Source organism: Streptomyces sp. NPDC051136 (assembly GCF_044455745.1).
Classification (GTDB): domain Bacteria; phylum Actinomycetota; class Actinomycetes; order Streptomycetales; family Streptomycetaceae; genus Streptomyces.
Genome location: NZ_JBITFE010000012.1, coordinates 87,146 through 105,854, shown reverse-complemented (window position 1 = coordinate 105,854; position 18,709 = coordinate 87,146). Strand labels below are relative to the sequence as shown.

Sequence of the window (18,709 nt, the reverse complement as noted above, 5' to 3'; positions counted from 1 at the left end):
GCCGTTCCGAGGACGAACACCCCCCGGCGCGGCCCCGACCCACCACCGCACGCACCGCGCACGGCGCACCCCCACCGAACCCGCACAGGCGCCGCAGGCACAGCGCACCCCACCGACCCGCACAGGCGCCGCAGGCACAGCCGCACCCCCACCAGCCCGCACAGGCACCGCAGGCACAGCGCACCCCCACCACCCCGCACAGGCACCGCAAGCACAGCCGCACCCCCACCACCCGCACAGGCCCCGCAAGCACAGCCGCACCCCCACCACCCCGCACAGGCACCGCAGGCACAGCGCACCCCCACCACCCCGCACAGGCGCCGCAGGCATCCGCGGTGGGGGACGGATAGGGTCCCCGGGTGATCGATTTCGTGCGGAGCGTCCGGTTGTGGTTCGTGCCTGCGGAGGTGCGGCGGGAAGGGGGCACCCCCGACTACCGGTTCTCGCTGGCCAACGAGCGGACGTTCCTGGCCTGGCTGCGAACCGCCCTCGCCCTGATCGGCGGCGGGTTCGCGGTGGACCAGTTCCTGCCCGACCTGCGCTGGGGCTGGCGGGTCGGGCTCGCGCTCGCGCTGCTGGCCGCCGGGGTGCTGTGCTCGCTGCGCGCCGTGAACCACTGGGCGCGCTGCGAACGCGCCATGCGCCGCGGCGAGGACCTCCCGGTCTCCCGCTTCCCGGTGCTGCTGAGCCTGGTCGTCGCCGTGGTCGCCGTGGTCATGGTCGTCGTCGTCCTCGTCGGCTGGGAGGGCTGAGTGTGAGCGGCACCGACGCGACGCCCCAGGGCCGTGACCCCGGGTTGCAGCCCGAGCGCACCCGGCTCGCCTGGCGCCGTACCACCCTGTCCGGCACCGTCGTCGCCGTGCTCGCCGCGAAGGCCGCGCTGCACGGCGGGGCGACGACCCTCTCGGTGCTCGCCGCCGCCCTGAGCTGCGCCCTGTGGCTGGCCTTCCTCCGTATCGCCCACGGACGCATCCGCACCCTCGCCGCGGCGGACCGGCCCCGCGCCCTCACCCCGCCGCACGCCGCCGCCGCGGCCCTGTGCACGCTCGCCCTCGCGCTCTGCGGGGCGCTCCTCGTCCTCTGAGGGCGAGACCGGCACGCCGCCGGACCCCCCGTAACACCGATCACGTTCCGCCCGCCCACTGGACGGCATACCGACCGGTCGGCATCATGTGGGAGGTACTGTTCACCTGCCCCAGGGAGCGACGATGAGCCCCGACCACCCGCCCGGACTCGATCTCGACCGGTTGCGCGTGCTGCTCGACCGCGAGCGGCCCGGTCTGGTGACCGGCCCGCTGTCCGGCCGGCTGATCGAGGGCGGACGGTCGAACCTCACCTACGCCGTCTCGGACGATGCAGCCCGCTGGGTCGTGCGCCGCCCGCCGCTCGGCCACGTACTGGCCACGGCGCACGACATGCGGCGCGAGCACCGCGTCATCAGCGCCCTGCACCCCACCGACGTGCCCGTGCCGCGCCCGGTGCTCCTGTGCGAGGACGACGAGGTGCTCGGGGCGCCCTTCTACGTCATGGAGTTCGTGGAGGGCACCCCGTACCGCACCGCCGAACAGCTCGCCCCCCTCGGACCCGAGCGCACCCGCGCCGCCGTGCTGAACCTGGTCGACACGCTGGTCGGCCTGCACGCGGTGGACCCCGTCGAGGTGGGCCTCGCGGACTTCGGCCGCCCGGAGGGCTTCCTGGACCGCCAGCTGCGCCGCTGGGCCAAGCAGCTCGACGCCTCCCGCAACCGCGACCTGGCCGGGATCGACGAGCTGCACGCCACGCTCGGCCGGGAGCTGCCGCGCTCCCCCGCCCCGACCGTCGTGCACGGCGACTACCGCCTGGACAACGTCCTGATCGGCGGCGAGGGCGACGAGATCCGGGCGATCCTCGACTGGGAGATGTCCACGCTCGGCGATCCGCTGACCGACCTCGGGCTGCTGGTGATGTACAGCAGTCCGCTGGGCATGCCCGACTCCCCCGTCTCCACCACCGCCCAGGCACCCGGCCACCCGGCGCCCGCCGAGCTGATCGAGCGGTACGCCGCGCGCTCGGGGCGCGACGTCTCCACGGTCGCCTGGTACACGGCGTTCGCGTGGTTCAAGCTCGCCGTGATCCTGGAGGGCATCCACTACCGCTACACGCTGGGCCAGACGGTCGGCCGCGGCTTCGACCGCATCGGCGACCTCGTCCCCGTCTTCATCGAGCACGGCCTGACCACCCTTCAGGAGGGCTGACCCGCCATGGACTTCGCGTACGACGCACAGACCGAGGAACTCCGCGCCAGGCTGCTCGCCTTCATGGACGAGTACGTCTATCCGGCCGAGCGGGTCGCCCACGAGCAGCGCGCCCGGCTCGCCTCCCCGTGGGACACCCCGCAGGTCGTGGAGGACCTCAAGGCCGAGGCCCGCCGCCAGGGCCTGTGGAACCTGTTCCTGCCCGACGCCGAGCACGGCGCCGGTCTCACCAACCTCCAGTACGCCCCGCTCGCCGAGATCACCGGCCGCAGCCCGCAGCTGGCGCCGACGGCGACGAACTGCGCGGCGCCGGACACCGGGAACATGGAGGTGCTGGCCCAGTTCGCCGACGAGGCGCAGCAGAAGCAGTGGCTGGAGCCGCTGCTCGCCGGGGAGATCCGCTCGGCGTTCGCGATGACGGAGCCGGACGTGGCCTCCTCGGACGCCACGAACATCACCACGCACATCGAGCGGGACGGCGACGAGTACGTCGTCACGGGGCGCAAGTGGTACATCTCCGGGGCGATGAACCCGGACTGCAAGATCTTCATCGTGATGGGCAAGACCGACCCGGACGGCGAGGACATCCGCCGCCAGCAGTCGATGGTGCTGGTCCCGCGCGACACGCCCGGGGTGACGGTGAACCGGGCCATGCAGGTCTTCGGTTACGAGGACCACTACCACGGCGGCCACGCCGAGGTGACCTTCGACCACGCGCGCGTGCCGGTGTCGAACCTGATCGGCGAGGAGGGCGGCGGCTTCGCCATCGCCCAGGCCCGGCTCGGTCCCGGCCGCATCCACCACTGCATGCGGTTGATCGGCATGGCCGAGCGCGCGATCGAGCTGATGTGCCGCCGCGCGGTGTCCCGCGAGGCCTTCGGCAAGGCGCTGGCCCAGCAGGGCGTCGTCCACAACTGGATCGCGGACGCCAGGGTCACCGTCGAGCAGCTGCGGCTGCTGGTACTGAAGACCGCCTGGCTGATGGACACCGTCGGCAACCGGGGCGCCCACACCGAGATCCAGGCCATCAAGATCGCCACGCCCCGCGCGGTGGTCGACATCATCGACCGGGCGATCCAGCTGCACGGCGCGGGCGGCGTCAGCCAGGACTTCCCGCTGGCCGAGCTGTACGCGGGAGCGCGGACCCTGATGATCGCCGACGGCCCCGACGAGGTGCACCAGCGCTCGCTGGCCCGCCGGGAGATCAAGAAGTACCGCTGAGCGGGCGGCGCCCCCGGGGATCCTGTCCCGGGGGCCCGTCGCCTCGGGGGCGTCTCAGGGACGCAGGGCCCGCAGCAGCAGGTCGGCCAGGTGGTCGGCGACCTCCTGCGGGCTGAGCGGGCCGTTCGGCCGGTACCAGGTGGACAGGTGGTGGATGGACCCGAAGTGGTAGTCCACCACCAGGTCGGCCGGGGTCTCCTTGGTGAAGACGCCGGTCCGCTGGCCTTCCTCGATGAGCGCGCGGAAGCGCTCGTGGTAGCGCCGGCGCTCCGCGCGCACCTGCTTGTTCTTCTCCGGGCTGAGCTGGTGCATGGAGCGGAAGAAGATCGACGCGTCGTCGAGGTTGTCGATGGTGGTGACGACGACGTCGGCCGCCGCGTCCCGCACCCGCCGCTCGACCGGCTCGTCGGCGTCCGCGAAGGCGTCCAGGCGTTCCTGCTGGAGGCGCAGCACGCGCGCGTACACCTCGTGCAGCAGGTCGTCCTTGGATCCGAAGTAGTGGTAGAGCGCCCCCTTGGTGACGCCCGCCGCCTCGACGATCTCCTGTACCGAGGTGCGGTCGTAGCCCTGCTCGGCGAAGAGCCGGGTGGCGGCGGCCAGGAGCCGCTGCGGCACCGGAGTGCCGTCCCCGTCCGTGGTCCTGGGCACTGCCGTCACCTGCCTTTCCGTTTCACTGTCCGTTCACTGCTGCGTCCCGCTGCTTCCGGAACGCAGTTCCCGACGGAGGATCTTCCCACTCGCCGTCTTCGGCAACTCGGGCAGGATCTCCACCTGGCGCGGGTATTTGTAGGCGGCCAGTCTCTCCTCGCAGTACGCGACGAGGGCGTCCGGGGCCGTGTCGGCGCCCGGCCGGAGGCTGATGTACGCCTTGACGGTCTCCCCGCGGTACCCGTCCGGCACGCCGACGACGGCGGCCTCGCGCACCGCGGGATGGGTGTAGAGCACGTCCTCGACCTCGCGCGGCCAGACCTTGAAGCCGGAGGCGTTGATCATGTCCTTCTTTCGGTCGACGACGTAGAGCCAGCCCCGGGCGTCCATGAAGCCGATGTCCCCGGTGCGCAGTTCGCCGCCGGGGAAGGTCTCGGCGGTGGCGTCCGGGCGGCGCCAGTAGCCGGGCACGACCTGCGGCCCGCTGACGACGATCTCGCCCTGCTCCCCGAACGGCACCTCGGCGCCCTGGTCGTCGACGATCCGCACGACGGTCTCGGGCCCGGGCACGCCGACGGCCAGGGTCCCGGAGACGGGGTCCACGGGTGCTTCCAGGTGCGGCGGTACGGAGGCGCAGGGCGCGGTGCACTCGGTGAGTCCGTAGCCGTTGCGGATGTACGGGCCGAAGCCCGCACGGAACTTCTCCACCAGGGCGGGCGGCAGCGGGGCGCCGCCCGAGGAGATGTTGGCGAAGGACGCGAAGTGCTGCCGGGTGACCGAGGGGTGGGCGGCGAGCGCCATGAAGGCCGTGGACGGCCCGACCGTGTAGTGCGGCCGGTGCTCGGCGAACGCGTCGAGGACGACTCCCGCCTCGAAGCGGTACGCCAGGACGAGGGTGCCCACGCTGTTGAGGCAGGCCCCGAACTCGCAGACCATGCCGGTGATGTGGAACAGCGGGGCCAGCGCGAAGTAGACCGGCGCCGCGGGCAGGCCGAGCCCGGTGCGCTGCCGTTCGGCGTTGTACATGATGTTGCGGTGGGTGTTGGTGGCGCCCTTGGGGGTGCCGCTGGTGCCGGAGGTGTAGCTGATGAGCGCGGTGTCACCGGGCTGCGGGTCACGGCCCCCGGGTGCCCGGTGCCCGGCGCGGGCCACCCGGGCGAGGTCGTCGGCGTCGGAGGCGTCCGGCTGCCGCTCGAACGTCAGCACGCGCGCGTCCCGGCGGGTCTGGAAGTCCAGCTCGCACCCGGTGAGCACGATCCGCACCGGCGAGCCGGCGGCCGTCTCGCGCAGGTACGACGCCCAGGCCCGGTCGGAGCAGATCAGGGCGGCCACCTCGCCGTCCCGCAGGACGTGGCCGACCTCCCCCGACTTGTACATCGGGTTGACGGGCACGACGACCGCCCCCGCCTTCCACGCGCCCAGCACGGCGAGCACGAAGTGCGGGGAGTTCTGCAGCAGGACCGCGACCCGGTCGCCGCGCTCCAGGCCGCGCGCGGCGAGGTGCCCGGCGACGGAGTCGCTCAGCTCGTCCACCTCGCGGTAGGTGAGGCGGCCGTCGAAGTAGGCGAGGAAGACGCGGTCGGGTGCCTCGGATGCGGCCCGGCGCAGGGCGTGGACGAGGGAGGCGTCGGGGTCAAGCGGGGCCTTCTGCGCGTCGGTCAGCAGGCCGAGCCAGGGCTTGGCGGCGTAGCGGGAGCCGGTCATCGGGCCGCCGCCTCCTCCCACTGCCGCTGGAGCCGGTTCATCCCGTGCAGCCAGCGGTCGGGTTCGGTGGCCCGGGCCTGGTAGTACTCGGCGACCTCGGGGTGCGGCAGGATCAGGAAGCGGTCCTCCTCGATGCCCTTGAAGAGGGCGTCCGCCACGTCCCGCGGTTCGATCGCGGTGGGCCGCAGCACCAGGTCGCCCGCGCTGCCGCTGGCCGTGAGCATGTCGGTGCGCACCCCTTGCGGGCAGATGGCGTGGACCTTGATCCCGCGGTGGCGGTAGGTCAGGGACAGCCACTCGGCGAAGGCGTACGCGCCGTGCTTGGTGACGCTGTAGGGGGCGGCGCCGATCATGGTGAGCAGTCCGGCGGCGGAGACGGTGGAGACGAAGCGGCCGCTGCCGCGCTCCAGCCAGTCGGGGATCAGCTCGTGGGCCGCGCGGACGTGGGCCATGACGTTGACGTCCCAGGCCAGGGCCCAGACGGCCTCCTCGGCGGCCTCCGTACCGCCCGAGCCGACGCCCGCGTTGGCGCAGTACACGTCGACGGTGCCGCCCAGCGCCTCGCGGGCCTCGGTGACGACCGCGGAGGCGTCACCGGGGACGGCGATGCCGCCGATCTCGTCGGCGACGGCCTTGGCCCGGTCGGCGTCCAGGTCGTTGACGACGACTCTGGCCCCCTCGGCGGCGAAGCGCCGGGCCAGCGCGGCCCCGATGCCGCCTCCCGCCCCGGTGACGACGACTCCGGCATCCTGCACGGCTTCCACCATCGGTCTCCTTCGGCACGACTGCGGCACGCCGGCCGCGGCACGACTGCGGCACGCGACGGCGCGGCGGTGAAGCGGCACGACGCCGCCGGCGACATCCGCGGCGGCCCCGCCGCAGCGCCAGACTAACCAGTCGGTATGTCGTACGGAAGAGGCGAACCGCGGTCTACTCCATTCCCCGGGCCCCGGGGTGCGGGTTAGCGTGCGTGCGCATGACACCCGCCGCGATCACGGAGGTCACCGCATGACGCTGTCCAGACGGAATCTGCTCGCCACCACGGCCGCGGTGGCGGCCGGCACCGCCGCCGCCGCGCCGGCGGGCCCGGCACACGCGGCCCCGGCGGGGCACGGGGGCCGCCGGCTGCGCACCGGCTTCGAGCGCCTCGCCGACGGTGGCTACGCCCCGCTCGACGGGCAGAAGGTCGGCATCGTCACCAACCCGACCGGCATCACCCGGGACGTGCGCCACATCGTCGACGTCATGCACGCCGACGGCCGGGTGAATCTGACGGCCGTCTTCGGGCCCGAGCACGGCTTCCGGGGCACGGCGCAGGCGGGCGGCTCCGAGGGCCGCTACGACGACCCCGCCACCGGGCTGCCGGTCTACGACACGTACCTGAAGAGCGGGCAGCCGCTCGCGGACGTGTTCACGGCGTCCGGCGTGGACACGGTCGTCTTCGACATCCAGGACGTGGGCGCGCGCTTCTACACGTACATCTGGACATTGTTCGACTGCATGGAGGCGGCCTCGCTCGCGGGGAAGCGCTTCGTGGTCCTGGACCGGCCGAACCCGGTGACCGGGCGGGCGGCTCTCGGGCCGGTCCTGCACAAGGAGTTCGCGACCTTCGTCGGGCGGCAGCCGATCGCGCAGGCGCACGGCATGACCGTCGCGGAGCTGGCGCTGCTCTTCAACGGCGAGTTCCTGACGTCGCCGGTGCCGCTGGAGACGGTGACGATGACGGGCTGGAAGCGCTCGGAGTTCTACGACGCCTCCGGGCTGCCCTGGGTGCCGCCGAGCCCGAACATGCCGACGCCGGAGTGCGCCCTGGTGTACTCGGGGACCTGTCTGTTCGAGGGCACGAACCTCTCCGAGGGCCGCGGCACCACCCGCCCGTTCGAGCTGCTGGGCGCCGAGGGGATCGACGGGGGCTGGGCCGCCGCCGCGAACGAGGCCGGCCTGCCCGGGGTGCGCTTCAGGGAGGCGTACTTCGCCCCCACCTTCTCCAAGTTCCAGGGGAAGACCGTCGGGGGTGTGCAGCTCCACGTGCACGACCGGGCCGCGTTCGACCCGGTGCGCACCGGGATCGCCCTGCTGGTGACCGCGAAGCGGACCTGGGACGGTTTCGCCTGGCGGCCGGACAACTGGATCGACAAGCTCACCGGTTCCACGCGGGTGCGCACGATGATCGACGCGGGCGCGGACACCGACGAGGTGGTGGACGGCTGGGAGAGGGAACTGGCGGCGTTCCGAAGGACCCGCCGCCAGTACCTGCTCTACCGCTGAGGCCGCTGCCGGCCGGTCACCGGTGGGAGGTGAACTCCACGACCTGCTGGTAGGTCGGCCGGTTCTGCCAGCTGATGCCGCCGTGCTTGATGCCGCCGAGGGTCCGGTGGATCACCGAGTCGGCGCACCACTGGTCCCCGGCCGAGCAGTTGTCGTCGCCGGGATAGACCTGGGCGGCCGTGCGGCCCGCCGCCTCCTTGAGGGTGCTGACCAGGGTGTCCCGGCAGGCGGCGAGGTCGCCGTCGCCGCAGTACGGGTGTGCCAGCGGGCCCTTGACGGACTCGCCGAGCACGGACCTGATGTCCTTGTCGACGTAGCTCCACCAGCCGTACTGGAAGGCGCTGCCGGCGTGCGCGCCGGTCGGGCCGTGGGCGGCGGACGGGGACTCGTCGACGGGCAGGTTCCGGGTGAAGGCGGTGTACAGGTCGCTGCCGAGGCCGGGTTCGAACTCGGCCTTCACCAGCAGCGGCCACCAGGCGTCCAGGGTGCGGATCGCGTCGGCGTGGGCGTACTTCTTCGAGCCCGCCGAGGTCTCGGTGCGCAGGCCGCCCGCGGACAGCCAGGCCCTGAGCCCGTCCACGGCCGACTTCGCCGCCGGGTCGGTCACCGGCGCGGACTCGACCACCTTCAGCAGGTCGGGCACGACGTCCTCGGCCCGCAGGTCGGCGAGGCCCGCCTCGGCCATGGCCCCGACCAGCGCGGTGCGGGTGACGCCGCCCGCCGCGACCAGCTTCTTCACGCGGTCGTCGAGGAGGTTGCCGCGGTGGACGGAGCCGTTGCCCCAGGACGCGGCCGGGTAGTCCTTGGCCTGCTTGTTGTTCCAGGACACGTAATAGCCCTGGTCGACCGACTGCGGGTGGGCGGATGTGCCCGTGTACCGGGCGGTGTTGGCGGCCGGGTCCCAGCCCTGCCACTCGTACGCCTGGCGCGCCCAGACCGGGAACTCGGCGTCGACGCCGTTCGCGCGCACCGGGTTGTCACCGCTGTTGTAGTACGCGGTGTGCTCGGAGTCGGCGTAGAACCAGTTGAAGGTGTAGTTGATGTGCTGGACGGCGCCCTGGAAGCGCTCGGGACCGTTCAGGTAGTCCGGGTCGTTCAGCATCTGGAAGCCGATGATCGAGTCGGCCTCGTGGAGGTAGGAGGAGCGCAGGGTGGTGTAGGCGACCTTCTTGCCGCCGACGGTGGCGCGGGACTCGACCGGGCCGTACTTGGTGCGCCAGACGCGCATCGTGTAGGAGCCGGCCGCGGTGGAGTCGGCGACGGTCGGCTTCCAGGCGTTGCGCCGCTCGACCTTCTCCATGGGCGTGCAGGTGCCGCGGTAGAGGTAGTGGTAGTCGTCCTGGCACAGCTCGACCGCGTAGGTGTCGATGATGTCCTGGCCCGAGGTCGTCGCGCTCCAGGCGTAGTCCTGGCCCCGGCCGAGTTCGACGTACATGCTCAGTCCCGCGAAGGAGGCGCCGCGCGCGCTGATGCCGGGGCCCTGTATCTCCTGGAGCATCAGCAGCTGCGGGGCGAAGTAGCCGGTCTGCGGTCCGAAGACGGCGACCGGGTGTCCGCTCGCGGTGTGCTCGCCGCTGACCACCAGGGCGTTGGACATGCCGCGCCGCGCCGAGGTCACGGCCGTGTCCGCCGCCTTCGCGGAGGCACCGGTCGCGCCCGCGGCGCCGGCGCTGCCGGTGCGGTCGTACACCAGGGGCTCCGCCCGGACGGACCCGGAGTCGGGCAGGGCGCGGCCCTGCGGGTCGTCCGGGGTGGGCAGGTACGGGAAGCTGCCGTCCTGCTGGGTGAGGACGGCCTCCGGGTCGTTGCGCTGGCGGAAGGACTCCCAGACCTTCGTGCCCTCGGCGACGCCGTACTTCTCCTGGGCGGCCAGGAGGGAGAGCGCGTTGTTGACCTCGCCGCCGCCTCCGGCGCCGAAGAGGGAGCCGATGACGGAGGCGAGCGCGATGAGGTCGCTGCGCTGGAAGTGGTCGATGGTCCCGGCGTTGGTGATGGCGTTCTTGTGGCCGGTCAGGACGTACTCACCGGGGAAGTAACGGCCCTTGTCGGAGGCGTCGATGTAGGCGTTGACGCCGGCGACGTAGGCGTCCACGTCGGCCAGGGCCAGCTCGCCGCGCTCTCCGGCCTTGGCGGCGGCGCTCTCGATCTGCGCCTCCAGGTCGGCCTCGGTGTACGGGGCGCTGCGCCAGAACTGCTGCTCCAGGCCCTGGTTGGCGGGGGCGCCGCCCGCGAACGGGGTCAACTGGCCGCGTCCGACGTGGCGGAAGAGGTCCATGAGCCAGAGCCGGTCCTGGGCCGCGGCGTATCCGGCGCCGAACTCGGTGCCGTAGCGGGTGGTGCCGGTGATGTGCGGCACGCCGGTCTTCTTGTCCCGGACGATGGTCACGTCGTCGCGTCCGGCGGGGCGGACGGTGGAGGCGGCCTGACCGGCGGGGACGCCGAAGGAGGCGTCGTTGAAGAAGTCGTTGATCTTGTCGTTGGTGAGGCCGGAGTAGCCGGTGGCCAGCTTCGCGTACGGGCCGAGCTGGTCCTCGGCGTGCGCGGGCTGGGTGCCGAACGCCTGGTTGAGGAGGATCTGGGCGAGCGTCGCGTTGCCGCTCTGCCCGGGCGGCAGGACGTCGGAACACTGCCCGCCGCAGTGGTCGTCGGCGGCGGCCCGGGCGGCCGCGGCCTCGGCGGGCCCGGTCCCGGCGGCCATCGCCGGGGAAAGGGGTGACAAAACTCCGGCAATGAGGGCGCATACGGATGCGGTCTTCAGGAACCCGTGGAAGCCGCGGGGAGTTCTCAGTCTGTCAAGGGCGTTGCGTGGGGTGCGCCGTGGCATGGCAGCTCCTCCCGACGAGGGTGTGGCGGGACGTTACCGCCGGTATCCCCGAGTGGGAAGGTGAACATGCGTCACTTTTTGGAAGCGGATGGATCGGCGGACGAGGGGCATCGGAAATCGGATGGAGCCGAATCGGTTGTCGATACGTCTATTCGGCGACGTCTCCTCGACGACGCCGAAGTGACCGAAGTACAGGTGCAGATGTGACGGAGGTGCAGGGCGATGGCCGGTTTCCGAAGTCTGGCGAGACAGGTCCGCGATCCACGGTGCGACCTGGCGCTGCGGCGCTACTCACTGCGCAAGTGTCTTGAGCGTTTTGCCCCTTATGGGCACAGGGCGACCTGGGACCATCTCTGCTCCCGGGCCGGGTTCGGTCCCGAGGACCGCTCCCCCGACCCAGCGCGGCTCGTGGCCGCACTGGAGGAGCTGGAGGAAGCGCGTTCGGTGTGGCTCGCCTACGAGGCCGGGTTCGCCGAGCGGCGCAGGAAGGAGAAGCACGACGGGCTGCGCAGGCCGGGCAGCGTGGACGACTGGCACCGGCTGACCTGGGGCGGTTTCGGGGTGGCCTGGTGCGACGATCCCCGGGTCCACCCCGACGGGCCGCTGGCGGAGGTGCTGCGTCGGCTGATCGCGGCGCTGGAGCGTGAGCCGGGGTCGGTCTGTCCGGTGTGCGACGGGGAACGCCTGTACTGGAAGTACGACTTGGACCACGAGCCTTCGACGGGCCCCGTCTGCGCGGACTGCGGGATCCTCGTGCCGCGGCCCGTCCTGACTCCGGCCGCGCGGGCGGAGGCCCGCCGGGACCGGTTGCTGATGTCGGCCTAGCCGCCCGGGGGTGCGCCGGGGATGCCGCACCCCCCGGTGGCCGGTTCACGCTACGGCGGGCGTTGTCGGAGGCACCGGGCACCCTGGGGGAATGGTGCAGTTGTGTGTGAACGGGGCGCGGGGCAGCGCCGACGGCGCGGTGGTGCCGCTGTCGCCGGAGGCGGTCGCCGCGTCGGTGGCCGAAGCGGTCGCGGCCGGGGCCGATGACGTCCATGTCCACCCGAAGACGCCGTGCGGGCGGGACACGTTGTCGCCGCGCGTGCTCGCGGCGACGCTGGAGGCGATCAGGGCGCGGGTCCCGTCGTCGGTGCCGGTGGGCGTCACGACGGGCGCCTGGGCCGAGCCCGACCCGGCGGCCCGGGTGGCGCGGATACGGAGCTGGCCGGTGCTGCCCGACCACGCGTCGGTCAACTGGCACGAGCCGGGCGCCGAGGAGGTCGCCGCCGCGCTGATCGGGCGCGGGGTCGCGGTGGAGGCGGGCATCTGGTCCGGCACGGACGGTGCGGCGCGCTTCCTGCGCTCACCGCTCGGGCCCCGGGTGCTGCGGGTCCTCGCGGAGGTGACCGACACCGACCCGGCGACCGCCCGGGAGGCGGCGCGCGCCCTGCTGACCGATCTCGGCACGGCGCACGGCCGCCCCGTCCTGCTGCACGGTGAGGACGGCGGCGCCTGGCCGGTGCTGCGCCTGGCCGGCCGGCTGGGCCTGGCGACCCGGATCGGCCTGGAGGACACCCTGTCGCTGCCGGACGGTACCCGGGCCGCCTCCAACGCCGAGTTGGTCACCGCGGCGCTGGCGGAGTGGACCTCGGCCCGCAGGGGCGCCGGCTGACGCCCCGTAGGCCCGCGCCACTCACCGCGCGGTCACTTGCCGCGCGGTCACTCGCCGCGCGGTCACTCGCCGCGGTCCCGCGCGGGACTCGGCCGGCCGCCGCCGGAGGGGGTGGTGGCGGTCCCCCGGCGCTCCACGAGCAGGCGGGAGCCGGTGTGGCGTTCACCGAAGACGTCGTCGGGGTTGGACAGGACGCAGGTCTCCAGGGACAGACAGCCGCAGCCGATGCAGTCCGTGAGGTGGTCGCGCAGCCGGTTGAGCTGCTTGATGCGCTCGTCCAGTTCGGAGCGCCAGGACTCGGAGAGCCGGGCCCAGTCCTCCTCGGTCGGCGTGCGCTCCTCCGGCAGTGCGGCGAGCGCCTCGCGGATCGTGGCCAGCGGGATGCCCACGCGCTGAGCGGCGCGGACGAAGGCGACCCGGCGCAGCGCGTCACGGCCGAAGCGACGCTGGTTGCCCGAGGTGCGGCGACTGCTGATCAGTCCCTTGGACTCGTAGAAGTGCAGGGCGGAGACGGCGGCACCGCTGCGCGCGGCGAGCTGGCCGACCGTGAGCTCGTGGATCTTCTCGGGAATCTGGGGCACCTCTCGAAGCCTACCGACCCCGTCACCCGTCCGGTCCGTTGACATGGACTCCGCCTACCAGCATGCTAAGCAGTCGCTTAGACTGGTACGGATTCGCTGGGACCAGTACGACTTGGGAGGCCGGGACATGGCAGAGCCGAGGATCTTCGCGTCCGCCGACGAGGTGAAGGCGGCGGTGGGCGAGCAGCTCGGGTACACCGACTGGCTGGAGGTCGACCAGAAGCGGGTCGACCTGTTCGCCGAGGCGACCGGGGACCACCAGTGGATCCACGTGGACCCCGAGAAGGCGGCCACGGGTCCCTTCGGCGGCACGATCGCGCACGGCTATCTGACCCTGTCGCTGCTCCCGCTCTTCGGCCCGCAGCTGATCCGGGTCGAGGGCGTGAAGATGGGCGTCAACTACGGCACCAACAAGGTCCGTTTCCCCTCCCCCGTGCCGGTCGGCTCGCGCCTGCGCGCCACGGCGACGATCACCGGCGTCGAGGACGTCACCGGTGGCATCCAGGTGAGCGTCGCCTTCACCGTGGAGCGCGAGGGCGGCGACAAGCCGGTGTGCGTCGCCGAGTCGGTCTCCCGCTACTACCTCTGAGCGGAGCCGGAGGGTTCGGCCCCCACCATCCGCAGGACGAGGTCGGCGTAGAGCGCGCCGACCTCGTCGGGCGTCCGGGGGCCGTTCACGTTGAACCAGCGGGCCACGTCGATGCAGAGCGACAGCACAGCCAGCGTCGTGCCCTTGACGTCCGGCACGTCGAACTCGCCCGTCGCCACGCCGTCCTCGATGATGCCGCGCACGGCGGCGTCGCACTGGCGGCGCAGCGCGAGGATCTCCTCGCGGGCCCCGGGGCCGAGCGCGTCCAGCTCGTACTGCACCACCCGGGCGGTGGTGCGCCGTCCGGCGTGCCAGCGCACGAAGGAGCTCACGGCGTCGGCGAGCCGCTCGGTGGCGCCGCCCTCGCCCTGGGCGGCCGTCCGCAGGATGCCCACCGCCCGGTCGTGGCCGATCCGGCTGATGCGGTGCAGCAGCTCTTCCTTGGTCTTGTAGTGGATGTAGAGCGCGGCCGGGCTCATGCCGGCCCGCCCGGCGATGTCGCGGGTGGTGGTCGCGTGGTACCCGCGCTCGGCGAACGCCTCCACGGCGGCGACCAGCAGCCGCCTGGCCGCGTCAGGCGTGACCTCTTCCCACGGCTCGATGTCGCCGCCCGTCGTCTCGGCCGCCGTACTCATCGCTCGTTCGCCCCTCTCGGTGACAGGAGCACCACCATACCGCCGAAGCTGAGCGGGCGCTTAGGGCCTGCCCGGCGGACGAGGTCCGGGCGGGTGCCGGGGGGCGTCGTTCCGATCAGGGCCGCTGCTGCGCCGGGGCGCCGCCCGGCTGGTGGAAGGGGTCGTGCTCGACGAGGATCTTGTCCAGCCGCGCCTGGTCCACCCGGCTCACGATCTGCCCCACCTCCTGGCGGTCCCGGATGATCTTGGCGAGCGTGAAGGCGGAGGTGACCAGGTACAGGACGGCGATGGCGAGGAAGCCGCGCACCCATGCGTTCGCCTGGAGCTGGTAGATGCCGATGGCGGTGGCGGCCATGGCCACCGCGAACGACGCCACGGCCTGACCGTAGAAGGCCGCCGTGGTCTGCTGCTTGACCGGAGTCTCACTCATGGGACAAGGATCGGCGGACGTGGCCGGGGCCACATCCGCCGCGGTACTCAGTCCGGGTACTCAGAATCCGGGTACTCAGAATCCGGGTACTCGGGAGCCCGCGCCCGGAGCCCGGCGCTCAGAAGGCCGAGACCCCGGTGAGCGCGCGCCCGATGACCAGCTTCTGGATCTGGCTGGTGCCCTCGTAGAGGGTCATCACGCGGGCGTCGCGGAGCAGTTTGCCGGCCGGGTACTCGTCGATGTAGCCGTAGCCGCCGAAGACCTGGAGGGCGTTGTTGGCGGCGCGGACGGCGGCCTCCGAGGCGAAGAGCTTGGCCTTGGATGACTCGACCGTGAAGGGCTGCCCGCGGTCGATCAGGTCGGCGACCCGCCAGGTCAGCAGCCGGGCCGCGTCCACGTCGAGGGCGATGTCGCTGATCAGCTCCTGGACCAGCTGGTGGTGGGCGATGGTCTTCCCGAACTGCTCGCGCTCCCCCGCGTACCTCACGGCGGCGTCCAGCGCGGCCTGGGCTATGCCGACGCAGCCGGCCGCGACCGACATCCGCCCCTTGGCGAGGGCCGACATGGCGACCGTGAAGCCCTTGCCCTCGGGGGCCAGCATCGCGGAGGCGGGGACCCGGACGTCCTCCAGGACCAGTTCGGCGGTGGCCTGGCCGCGCAGCCCGAGCTTGCCGTGGACGGTGCGGCGGGTCAGGCCGGGGGTGTCGGTGGGCACGAGGAAGGCGGAGACGCCCTTGTGCCCGGGGGCGTCGGTGGAACGGGCGAAGAGCAGGACGACGTCGGCCCAGGTGCCGTTGGTGATGAACATCTTGGTGCCGTTGACGACGTAGTCGTCGCCGTCGCGCACGGCGCGGGTGGCGAGGCTGCCCGCGTCCGACCCGGTGCCGGGCTCGGTGAGGCCGAAGCAGCCGACGTACTCGCCCGAGGTGAGCCCCGGCAGCCAGCGCCGCTTCTGCTCCTCGCTCCCCCAGGCGGCGACGGTCTTGGCGACGAGGCCGAGGGAGACGGAGACGATGCCGCGCACGGAGCTGTCACCGCGCCCCAGCTCCTCCGTGACCAGGCAGTAGGCGAGGTGGTCGCCGCCGGACCCGCCGTACTCCTCGTCGATCGTGAGGCCGAGGAAGCCGACCTCGCCGAGCTTCTTCACGATCCCCCGGTCCACCTCCTCGGCGCGGTCCCAGGCGATCACGTGCGGGGCGATCTCGCGCGCCACGAAGTCCCGCGCGAGCTGCCGTACGGCGCTCTGCTCCTCGCTGAGCTCCAGATTCATGCCGAGTCACCCCACAGAAGACGGATCTTGAACACCGGACCTTTAAATTAGCACTGCTAGTTTAAAGCCGCAGCCCTACTATGTGCGCCATGGCCCGACCGCGCAAGCCCCTGCTCAGCACCGACCGGATCGTCGAGACGGCCCGCGCCCTGGTGGACGCGGAGGGCCTCACGGCCGTCTCCACGCGCCGGCTGGCCGCGGAACTGGGGGTCAGCGGGCCCTCGCTCTACAACCACTTCCGCACCAAGGACGAGATCCTGGAGGCCGTCGCCGACTCGGTGAGCGCGCAGGTCGACCTGTCGATGTTCGAGGACGGCCGGGAGTGGCGGACCGCGCTGCGCGAGTGGGCCGTCTCCTACCGGACGGCGCTGCGCGACCACCCCAACATCGTGCCGGTGCTGGCCCACGGTCCCGGCCGCCGCCCGGCCGCGCTGCACCTCGCGGACGCGGTCTACGGCGCGATGGTCCGGGCGGGCTGGCCGCCGGCGCAGGCCACCTCGATCGGCGCGCTGATGCGGTACTTCATCATGGGCTCGGCACTCGGCTCCTTCGCCGGCGGCTTCGTGGACGACGCCGGCGCCTACGACCCCGCCGACTACCCGCACCTCCAGCAGGCCCACCTCCTGGCGGAGCAGCAGGAGAAGATCGACGAGCGCGCCTTCGAGACCGGCCTGACGGCGCTGCTGGACGGGCTGGCGCAGCAGTACGCGCAGGTCGCGCAGGACGCCTGAGGGGCACCGACGACACTTCGGTGCCCGCCGAACCGTGCGTGGCGCATCCTGGGACGCATGACCGAGAAGGACGCCGGGGCACCCGGGCTCGCCCGCCTGGCCGGGCTGATCGCCGACGAGACGCGCGCCGCCTGCCTGCTGGCACTGCTGGACGGGCGGGCGTGGACCGCCGGTGAGCTGGCCCGGCACGCCGGGGTCGCCGCGTCGACGCTGAGCGAGCACCTGGGCAAGCTCGTCGCGGGCGGACTGCTCGCCGAGGAACGGCAGGGACGGCACCGGTACGTGCGGCTGGCCGACGACCGGGTGGCGCAGTTGGTGGAGGACCTGGCGGCGCAGGTGGCCCCGCAGGCCGCCGCCCGGCGTCCGCGCACCCTGCGGGCGTCGAGCGCCGGGTCCGCGATGGCCCGGGGGCGCACCTGCTACGACCATCTGGCCGGGCGGCTCGGCATCGCGGTGACCGACGCGCTGACCGGACGCGGGCTGCTGCGCCAGGACACCGGCTTCGCACTCACGGACGCGGGTCTCGGCTGGTTCGACGCCGCCGGCATCCCGCTGCGGCCCACCGGCCGCCGGCCTCTGGCCCGGGCTTGCCTGGACTGGACGGAACGCCGTCCCCATCTCGCGGGTGTGGCCGGCGCGGCCCTGTGCCGGCACGCCCTGGACGCGGGCTGGTGCCTGCGCATCGGCTCGGAGCGGGCGGTGAAGGTGACGCCCGCGGGAGAGCGGGCGCTGTCCGAACTGCTGGGCATCGACGCGGCGGTCCTGCGCTGAGCCGCGATCACCGCGTCACCGTCGGTACCGCGTCCGGCACCGGCGTCGGCCCCGGGCTCACGGTCCAGAATCCGCCAGCGGGAGCGACCTTCCGCTGCCTAGCCTCAGGAGCATGATGAGCACCGCCCCCACGCCCCCTCCCGCCTCCTCGCACCGCCGGCCGGAACTGCTCGCGGCCGGCGCGGCCACGGTCACCGTCGTGCTGTGGGCCTCCGCCTTCGTCTCGATCCGCAGCGCGGGCGACGCCTACTCGCCGGGAGCGCTGGCCCTCGGGCGGCTGCTGTCGGGCGCATTGACGCTCGGGGTCCTGTGTCTGCTGCGCCGGGAGGGGCTGCCGCCGCGGGCGGCCTGGCGGGGCATCGCCATATCGGGGCTGCTGTGGTTCGGCTTCTACATGGTCGTCCTGAACTGGGGCGAGCAGCAGGTGGACGCCGGGACGGCCGCCCTCGTGGTCAACGTCGGTCCCATCCTCATCGCGCTGCTCGGCGCCCGGCTGCTGGGCGACGCGCTGCCGCCGCGGCTGCTGGCGGGGATGGCGGTGTCGTTCGCCGGTGCGGTGACCGTGGGCCTGTCCATGTCGGGCGAGGGCGGGTCCTCGCTGTTCGGGGTGGTGCTGTGCCTGCTGGCAGCGATGGCGTACGCGGGCGGGGTGGTCGCGCAGAAGCCCGCGCTGGCGCACGCGAGCGCCCTTCAGGTGACGACGTTCGGCTGCCTGGTCGGGGCGGTGCTCTGCCTGCCGTTCGCGGGGCAGCTCGTGCGGGAGGCGGCGGGCGCGCCCGTCCCGGCGACGCTCAACATGGTCTACCTGGGCGTGTTCCCGACCGCGCTGGCGTTCACGACGTGGGCGTACGCGCTGGCCCGTACGACCGCGGGACGCATGGGCGCGACCACGTACGCGGTGCCCGCCCTGGTCGTCCTGATGTCGTGGCTGGCGCTGGGCGAGGTGCCGGGGTTGCTCACCCTGGCGGGCGGCGCGCTGTGCCTGGCGGGCGTGGCGGTGTCCCGGTCTCGGAGGCGTGCGGCCACCTCCCCGAAACGCGCCGAGCCCACGACGGAACCGCGGCGCGAGGACGCGGGGCGGGCATAGGCCCCGCCCCCCCGCCGCGACGCCACGCGTGTCCCGGGGCCGCCCGCACCTCGGCAGGGCCC

19 protein-coding genes are annotated in these 18,709 nt (G+C 72.9%); 11 read left to right on the top strand and 8 right to left on the bottom strand.

Going from position 1 to position 18,709, the window contains the following annotated elements:
• Positions 1–359 precede the first annotated feature (359 nt).
• The 4 genes from ACIBCJ_RS30640 (at position 360) to ACIBCJ_RS30625 (ending at position 3,455) form a co-directional block, all read left to right on the top strand.
• The gene (locus tag ACIBCJ_RS30640) at positions 360–752 is read left to right on the top strand and encodes a DUF202 domain-containing protein (protein ID WP_362104354.1); all 393 of its coding nucleotides are present in this window, start codon (positions 360–362) and stop codon (positions 750–752) included.
• A 2-nt stretch (positions 753–754) separates the two neighbouring features.
• Positions 755–1,084 carry a DUF202 domain-containing protein gene (locus ACIBCJ_RS30635; protein WP_365980630.1) on the top strand — a complete coding sequence of 110 codons (330 nt, stop codon included), beginning with the start codon at positions 755–757 and terminating at the stop codon, positions 1,082–1,084.
• A gap of 124 nt (positions 1,085–1,208) precedes the next feature.
• Positions 1,209–2,234, top strand: a complete 1,026-nt coding sequence (locus ACIBCJ_RS30630; RefSeq protein WP_365980631.1) for a phosphotransferase family protein — start codon at positions 1,209–1,211, stop codon at positions 2,232–2,234.
• 6 nt (positions 2,235–2,240) lie between these two features.
• A complete protein-coding gene (locus ACIBCJ_RS30625) occupies positions 2,241–3,455 on the top strand; it encodes an acyl-CoA dehydrogenase family protein (RefSeq protein ID WP_365980632.1) in 1,215 nt (404 codons plus the stop codon).
• A gap of 54 nt (positions 3,456–3,509) precedes the next feature.
• On the opposite strand, the gene ACIBCJ_RS30620 is transcribed toward ACIBCJ_RS30625, so the two are convergent.
• From ACIBCJ_RS30620 to ACIBCJ_RS30610, 3 genes are read right to left on the bottom strand one after another with little or no spacing between them, the layout of a single operon-like run.
• The gene (locus ACIBCJ_RS30620) at positions 3,510–4,103 is read right to left on the bottom strand and encodes a TetR/AcrR family transcriptional regulator (RefSeq protein ID WP_133887963.1); all 594 of its coding nucleotides are present in this window, start codon (positions 4,101–4,103) and stop codon (positions 3,510–3,512) included.
• 33 nt (positions 4,104–4,136) lie between these two features.
• Positions 4,137–5,807 (bottom strand): AMP-binding protein, encoded by a 1,671-nt coding sequence (locus ACIBCJ_RS30615; RefSeq protein WP_365980633.1) that lies wholly within the window; start codon positions 5,805–5,807, stop codon positions 4,137–4,139.
• Positions 5,804–6,574, bottom strand: coding sequence for an SDR family oxidoreductase (locus ACIBCJ_RS30610; RefSeq protein ID WP_362104343.1), 771 nt, complete (start codon positions 6,572–6,574; stop codon positions 5,804–5,806). Before ACIBCJ_RS30610 ends, ACIBCJ_RS30615 begins: the two co-directional genes overlap by 4 nt.
• Positions 6,575–6,815: 241 nt before the next feature.
• On the opposite strand from ACIBCJ_RS30610, the gene ACIBCJ_RS30605 reads away from it, so the two are divergent.
• Positions 6,816–8,075: a DUF1343 domain-containing protein gene (locus tag ACIBCJ_RS30605; RefSeq protein WP_362104341.1), complete on the top strand. Its 1,260-nt coding sequence runs from the start codon at positions 6,816–6,818 to the stop codon at positions 8,073–8,075.
• Between the two features lie 16 nt (positions 8,076–8,091).
• Here ACIBCJ_RS30605 and ACIBCJ_RS30600 read toward each other — a convergent pair whose 3' ends face one another.
• Positions 8,092–10,899 (bottom strand): penicillin acylase family protein, encoded by a 2,808-nt coding sequence (locus ACIBCJ_RS30600; RefSeq protein ID WP_365980634.1) that lies wholly within the window; start codon positions 10,897–10,899, stop codon positions 8,092–8,094.
• 222 nt (positions 10,900–11,121) lie between these two features.
• Here ACIBCJ_RS30600 and ACIBCJ_RS30595 point away from each other — a divergent pair, with 222 nt between their 5' ends.
• The gene (locus tag ACIBCJ_RS30595; protein WP_362104337.1) at positions 11,122–11,724 is read left to right on the top strand and encodes a hypothetical protein; all 603 of its coding nucleotides are present in this window, start codon (positions 11,122–11,124) and stop codon (positions 11,722–11,724) included.
• A 91-nt stretch (positions 11,725–11,815) separates the two neighbouring features.
• On the top strand, positions 11,816–12,553 hold the full coding sequence (locus ACIBCJ_RS30590; protein ID WP_365980635.1) for a 3-keto-5-aminohexanoate cleavage protein: 738 nt from the start codon (positions 11,816–11,818) through the stop codon (positions 12,551–12,553).
• A gap of 62 nt (positions 12,554–12,615) precedes the next feature.
• Here the strand turns inward: ACIBCJ_RS30590 and soxR are convergent, their stop codons facing one another.
• The gene (gene soxR, locus ACIBCJ_RS30585) at positions 12,616–13,134 is read right to left on the bottom strand and encodes a redox-sensitive transcriptional activator SoxR (RefSeq protein WP_365980636.1); all 519 of its coding nucleotides are present in this window, start codon (positions 13,132–13,134) and stop codon (positions 12,616–12,618) included.
• A gap of 127 nt (positions 13,135–13,261) precedes the next feature.
• On the opposite strand from soxR, the gene ACIBCJ_RS30580 reads away from it, so the two are divergent.
• Positions 13,262–13,723 carry a MaoC family dehydratase gene (locus ACIBCJ_RS30580; protein ID WP_362104331.1) on the top strand — a complete coding sequence of 154 codons (462 nt, stop codon included), beginning with the start codon at positions 13,262–13,264 and terminating at the stop codon, positions 13,721–13,723.
• On the opposite strand, the gene ACIBCJ_RS30575 is transcribed toward ACIBCJ_RS30580, so the two are convergent.
• The 3 genes from ACIBCJ_RS30575 to ACIBCJ_RS30565 form a co-directional block, all read right to left on the bottom strand.
• The gene (locus ACIBCJ_RS30575; protein WP_362507180.1) at positions 13,714–14,358 is read right to left on the bottom strand and encodes a TetR/AcrR family transcriptional regulator; all 645 of its coding nucleotides are present in this window, start codon (positions 14,356–14,358) and stop codon (positions 13,714–13,716) included. The two genes, ACIBCJ_RS30580 and ACIBCJ_RS30575, sit on opposite strands and share 10 nt — an antisense overlap.
• Positions 14,359–14,473: 115 nt before the next feature.
• Positions 14,474–14,788: a YiaA/YiaB family inner membrane protein gene (locus tag ACIBCJ_RS30570; RefSeq protein ID WP_362104327.1), complete on the bottom strand. Its 315-nt coding sequence runs from the start codon at positions 14,786–14,788 to the stop codon at positions 14,474–14,476.
• A gap of 118 nt (positions 14,789–14,906) precedes the next feature.
• Positions 14,907–16,058: an acyl-CoA dehydrogenase family protein gene (locus tag ACIBCJ_RS30565; protein WP_362104325.1), complete on the bottom strand. Its 1,152-nt coding sequence runs from the start codon at positions 16,056–16,058 to the stop codon at positions 14,907–14,909.
• Positions 16,059–16,147: 89 nt separating this feature from the next.
• Between ACIBCJ_RS30565 and ACIBCJ_RS30560 the strand changes: the two genes are divergently transcribed.
• The 3 genes from ACIBCJ_RS30560 to ACIBCJ_RS30550 all read left to right on the top strand — a co-directional run bounded on the left by ACIBCJ_RS30560 (position 16,148) and on the right by ACIBCJ_RS30550 (position 18,647).
• Complete coding sequence (locus ACIBCJ_RS30560; RefSeq protein ID WP_362104323.1) at positions 16,148–16,789, top strand: TetR/AcrR family transcriptional regulator; 642 nt, start codon at positions 16,148–16,150, stop codon at positions 16,787–16,789.
• A gap of 57 nt (positions 16,790–16,846) precedes the next feature.
• A complete protein-coding gene (locus ACIBCJ_RS30555; RefSeq protein ID WP_362104321.1) occupies positions 16,847–17,560 on the top strand; it encodes a winged helix-turn-helix domain-containing protein in 714 nt (237 codons plus the stop codon).
• Between the two features lie 112 nt (positions 17,561–17,672).
• Entirely contained in the window at positions 17,673–18,647 is a 975-nt protein-coding gene (locus ACIBCJ_RS30550; protein ID WP_365980638.1) for a DMT family transporter, read from the top strand.
• Positions 18,648–18,709 lie beyond the last annotated feature (62 nt).

Coding starts and splice junctions, on each gene's coding strand:
- ACIBCJ_RS30555 (WP_362104321.1), top strand. CDS start 16,847: ATGACCGAGAAGGACGCCGGGGCACCCGGGCTCGCCCGCCTGGCCGGG.
- ACIBCJ_RS30610 (WP_362104343.1), bottom strand. CDS start 6,574: ATGGTGGAAGCCGTGCAGGATGCCGGAGTCGTCGTCACCGGGGCGGGA.
- ACIBCJ_RS30625 (WP_365980632.1), top strand. CDS start 2,241: ATGGACTTCGCGTACGACGCACAGACCGAGGAACTCCGCGCCAGGCTG.
- ACIBCJ_RS30570 (WP_362104327.1), bottom strand. CDS start 14,788: ATGAGTGAGACTCCGGTCAAGCAGCAGACCACGGCGGCCTTCTACGGT.
- ACIBCJ_RS30550 (WP_365980638.1), top strand. CDS start 17,673: ATGATGAGCACCGCCCCCACGCCCCCTCCCGCCTCCTCGCACCGCCGG.
- ACIBCJ_RS30600 (WP_365980634.1), bottom strand. CDS start 10,899: ATGCCACGGCGCACCCCACGCAACGCCCTTGACAGACTGAGAACTCCC.
- ACIBCJ_RS30560 (WP_362104323.1), top strand. CDS start 16,148: ATGGCCCGACCGCGCAAGCCCCTGCTCAGCACCGACCGGATCGTCGAG.
- ACIBCJ_RS30615 (WP_365980633.1), bottom strand. CDS start 5,807: ATGACCGGCTCCCGCTACGCCGCCAAGCCCTGGCTCGGCCTGCTGACC.
- ACIBCJ_RS30595 (WP_362104337.1), top strand. CDS start 11,122: ATGGCCGGTTTCCGAAGTCTGGCGAGACAGGTCCGCGATCCACGGTGC.
- ACIBCJ_RS30630 (WP_365980631.1), top strand. CDS start 1,209: ATGAGCCCCGACCACCCGCCCGGACTCGATCTCGACCGGTTGCGCGTG.
- ACIBCJ_RS30580 (WP_362104331.1), top strand. CDS start 13,262: ATGGCAGAGCCGAGGATCTTCGCGTCCGCCGACGAGGTGAAGGCGGCG.
- ACIBCJ_RS30605 (WP_362104341.1), top strand. CDS start 6,816: ATGACGCTGTCCAGACGGAATCTGCTCGCCACCACGGCCGCGGTGGCG.
- ACIBCJ_RS30565 (WP_362104325.1), bottom strand. CDS start 16,058: ATGAATCTGGAGCTCAGCGAGGAGCAGAGCGCCGTACGGCAGCTCGCG.
- ACIBCJ_RS30590 (WP_365980635.1), top strand. CDS start 11,816: ATGGTGCAGTTGTGTGTGAACGGGGCGCGGGGCAGCGCCGACGGCGCG.
- ACIBCJ_RS30575 (WP_362507180.1), bottom strand. CDS start 14,358: ATGAGTACGGCGGCCGAGACGACGGGCGGCGACATCGAGCCGTGGGAA.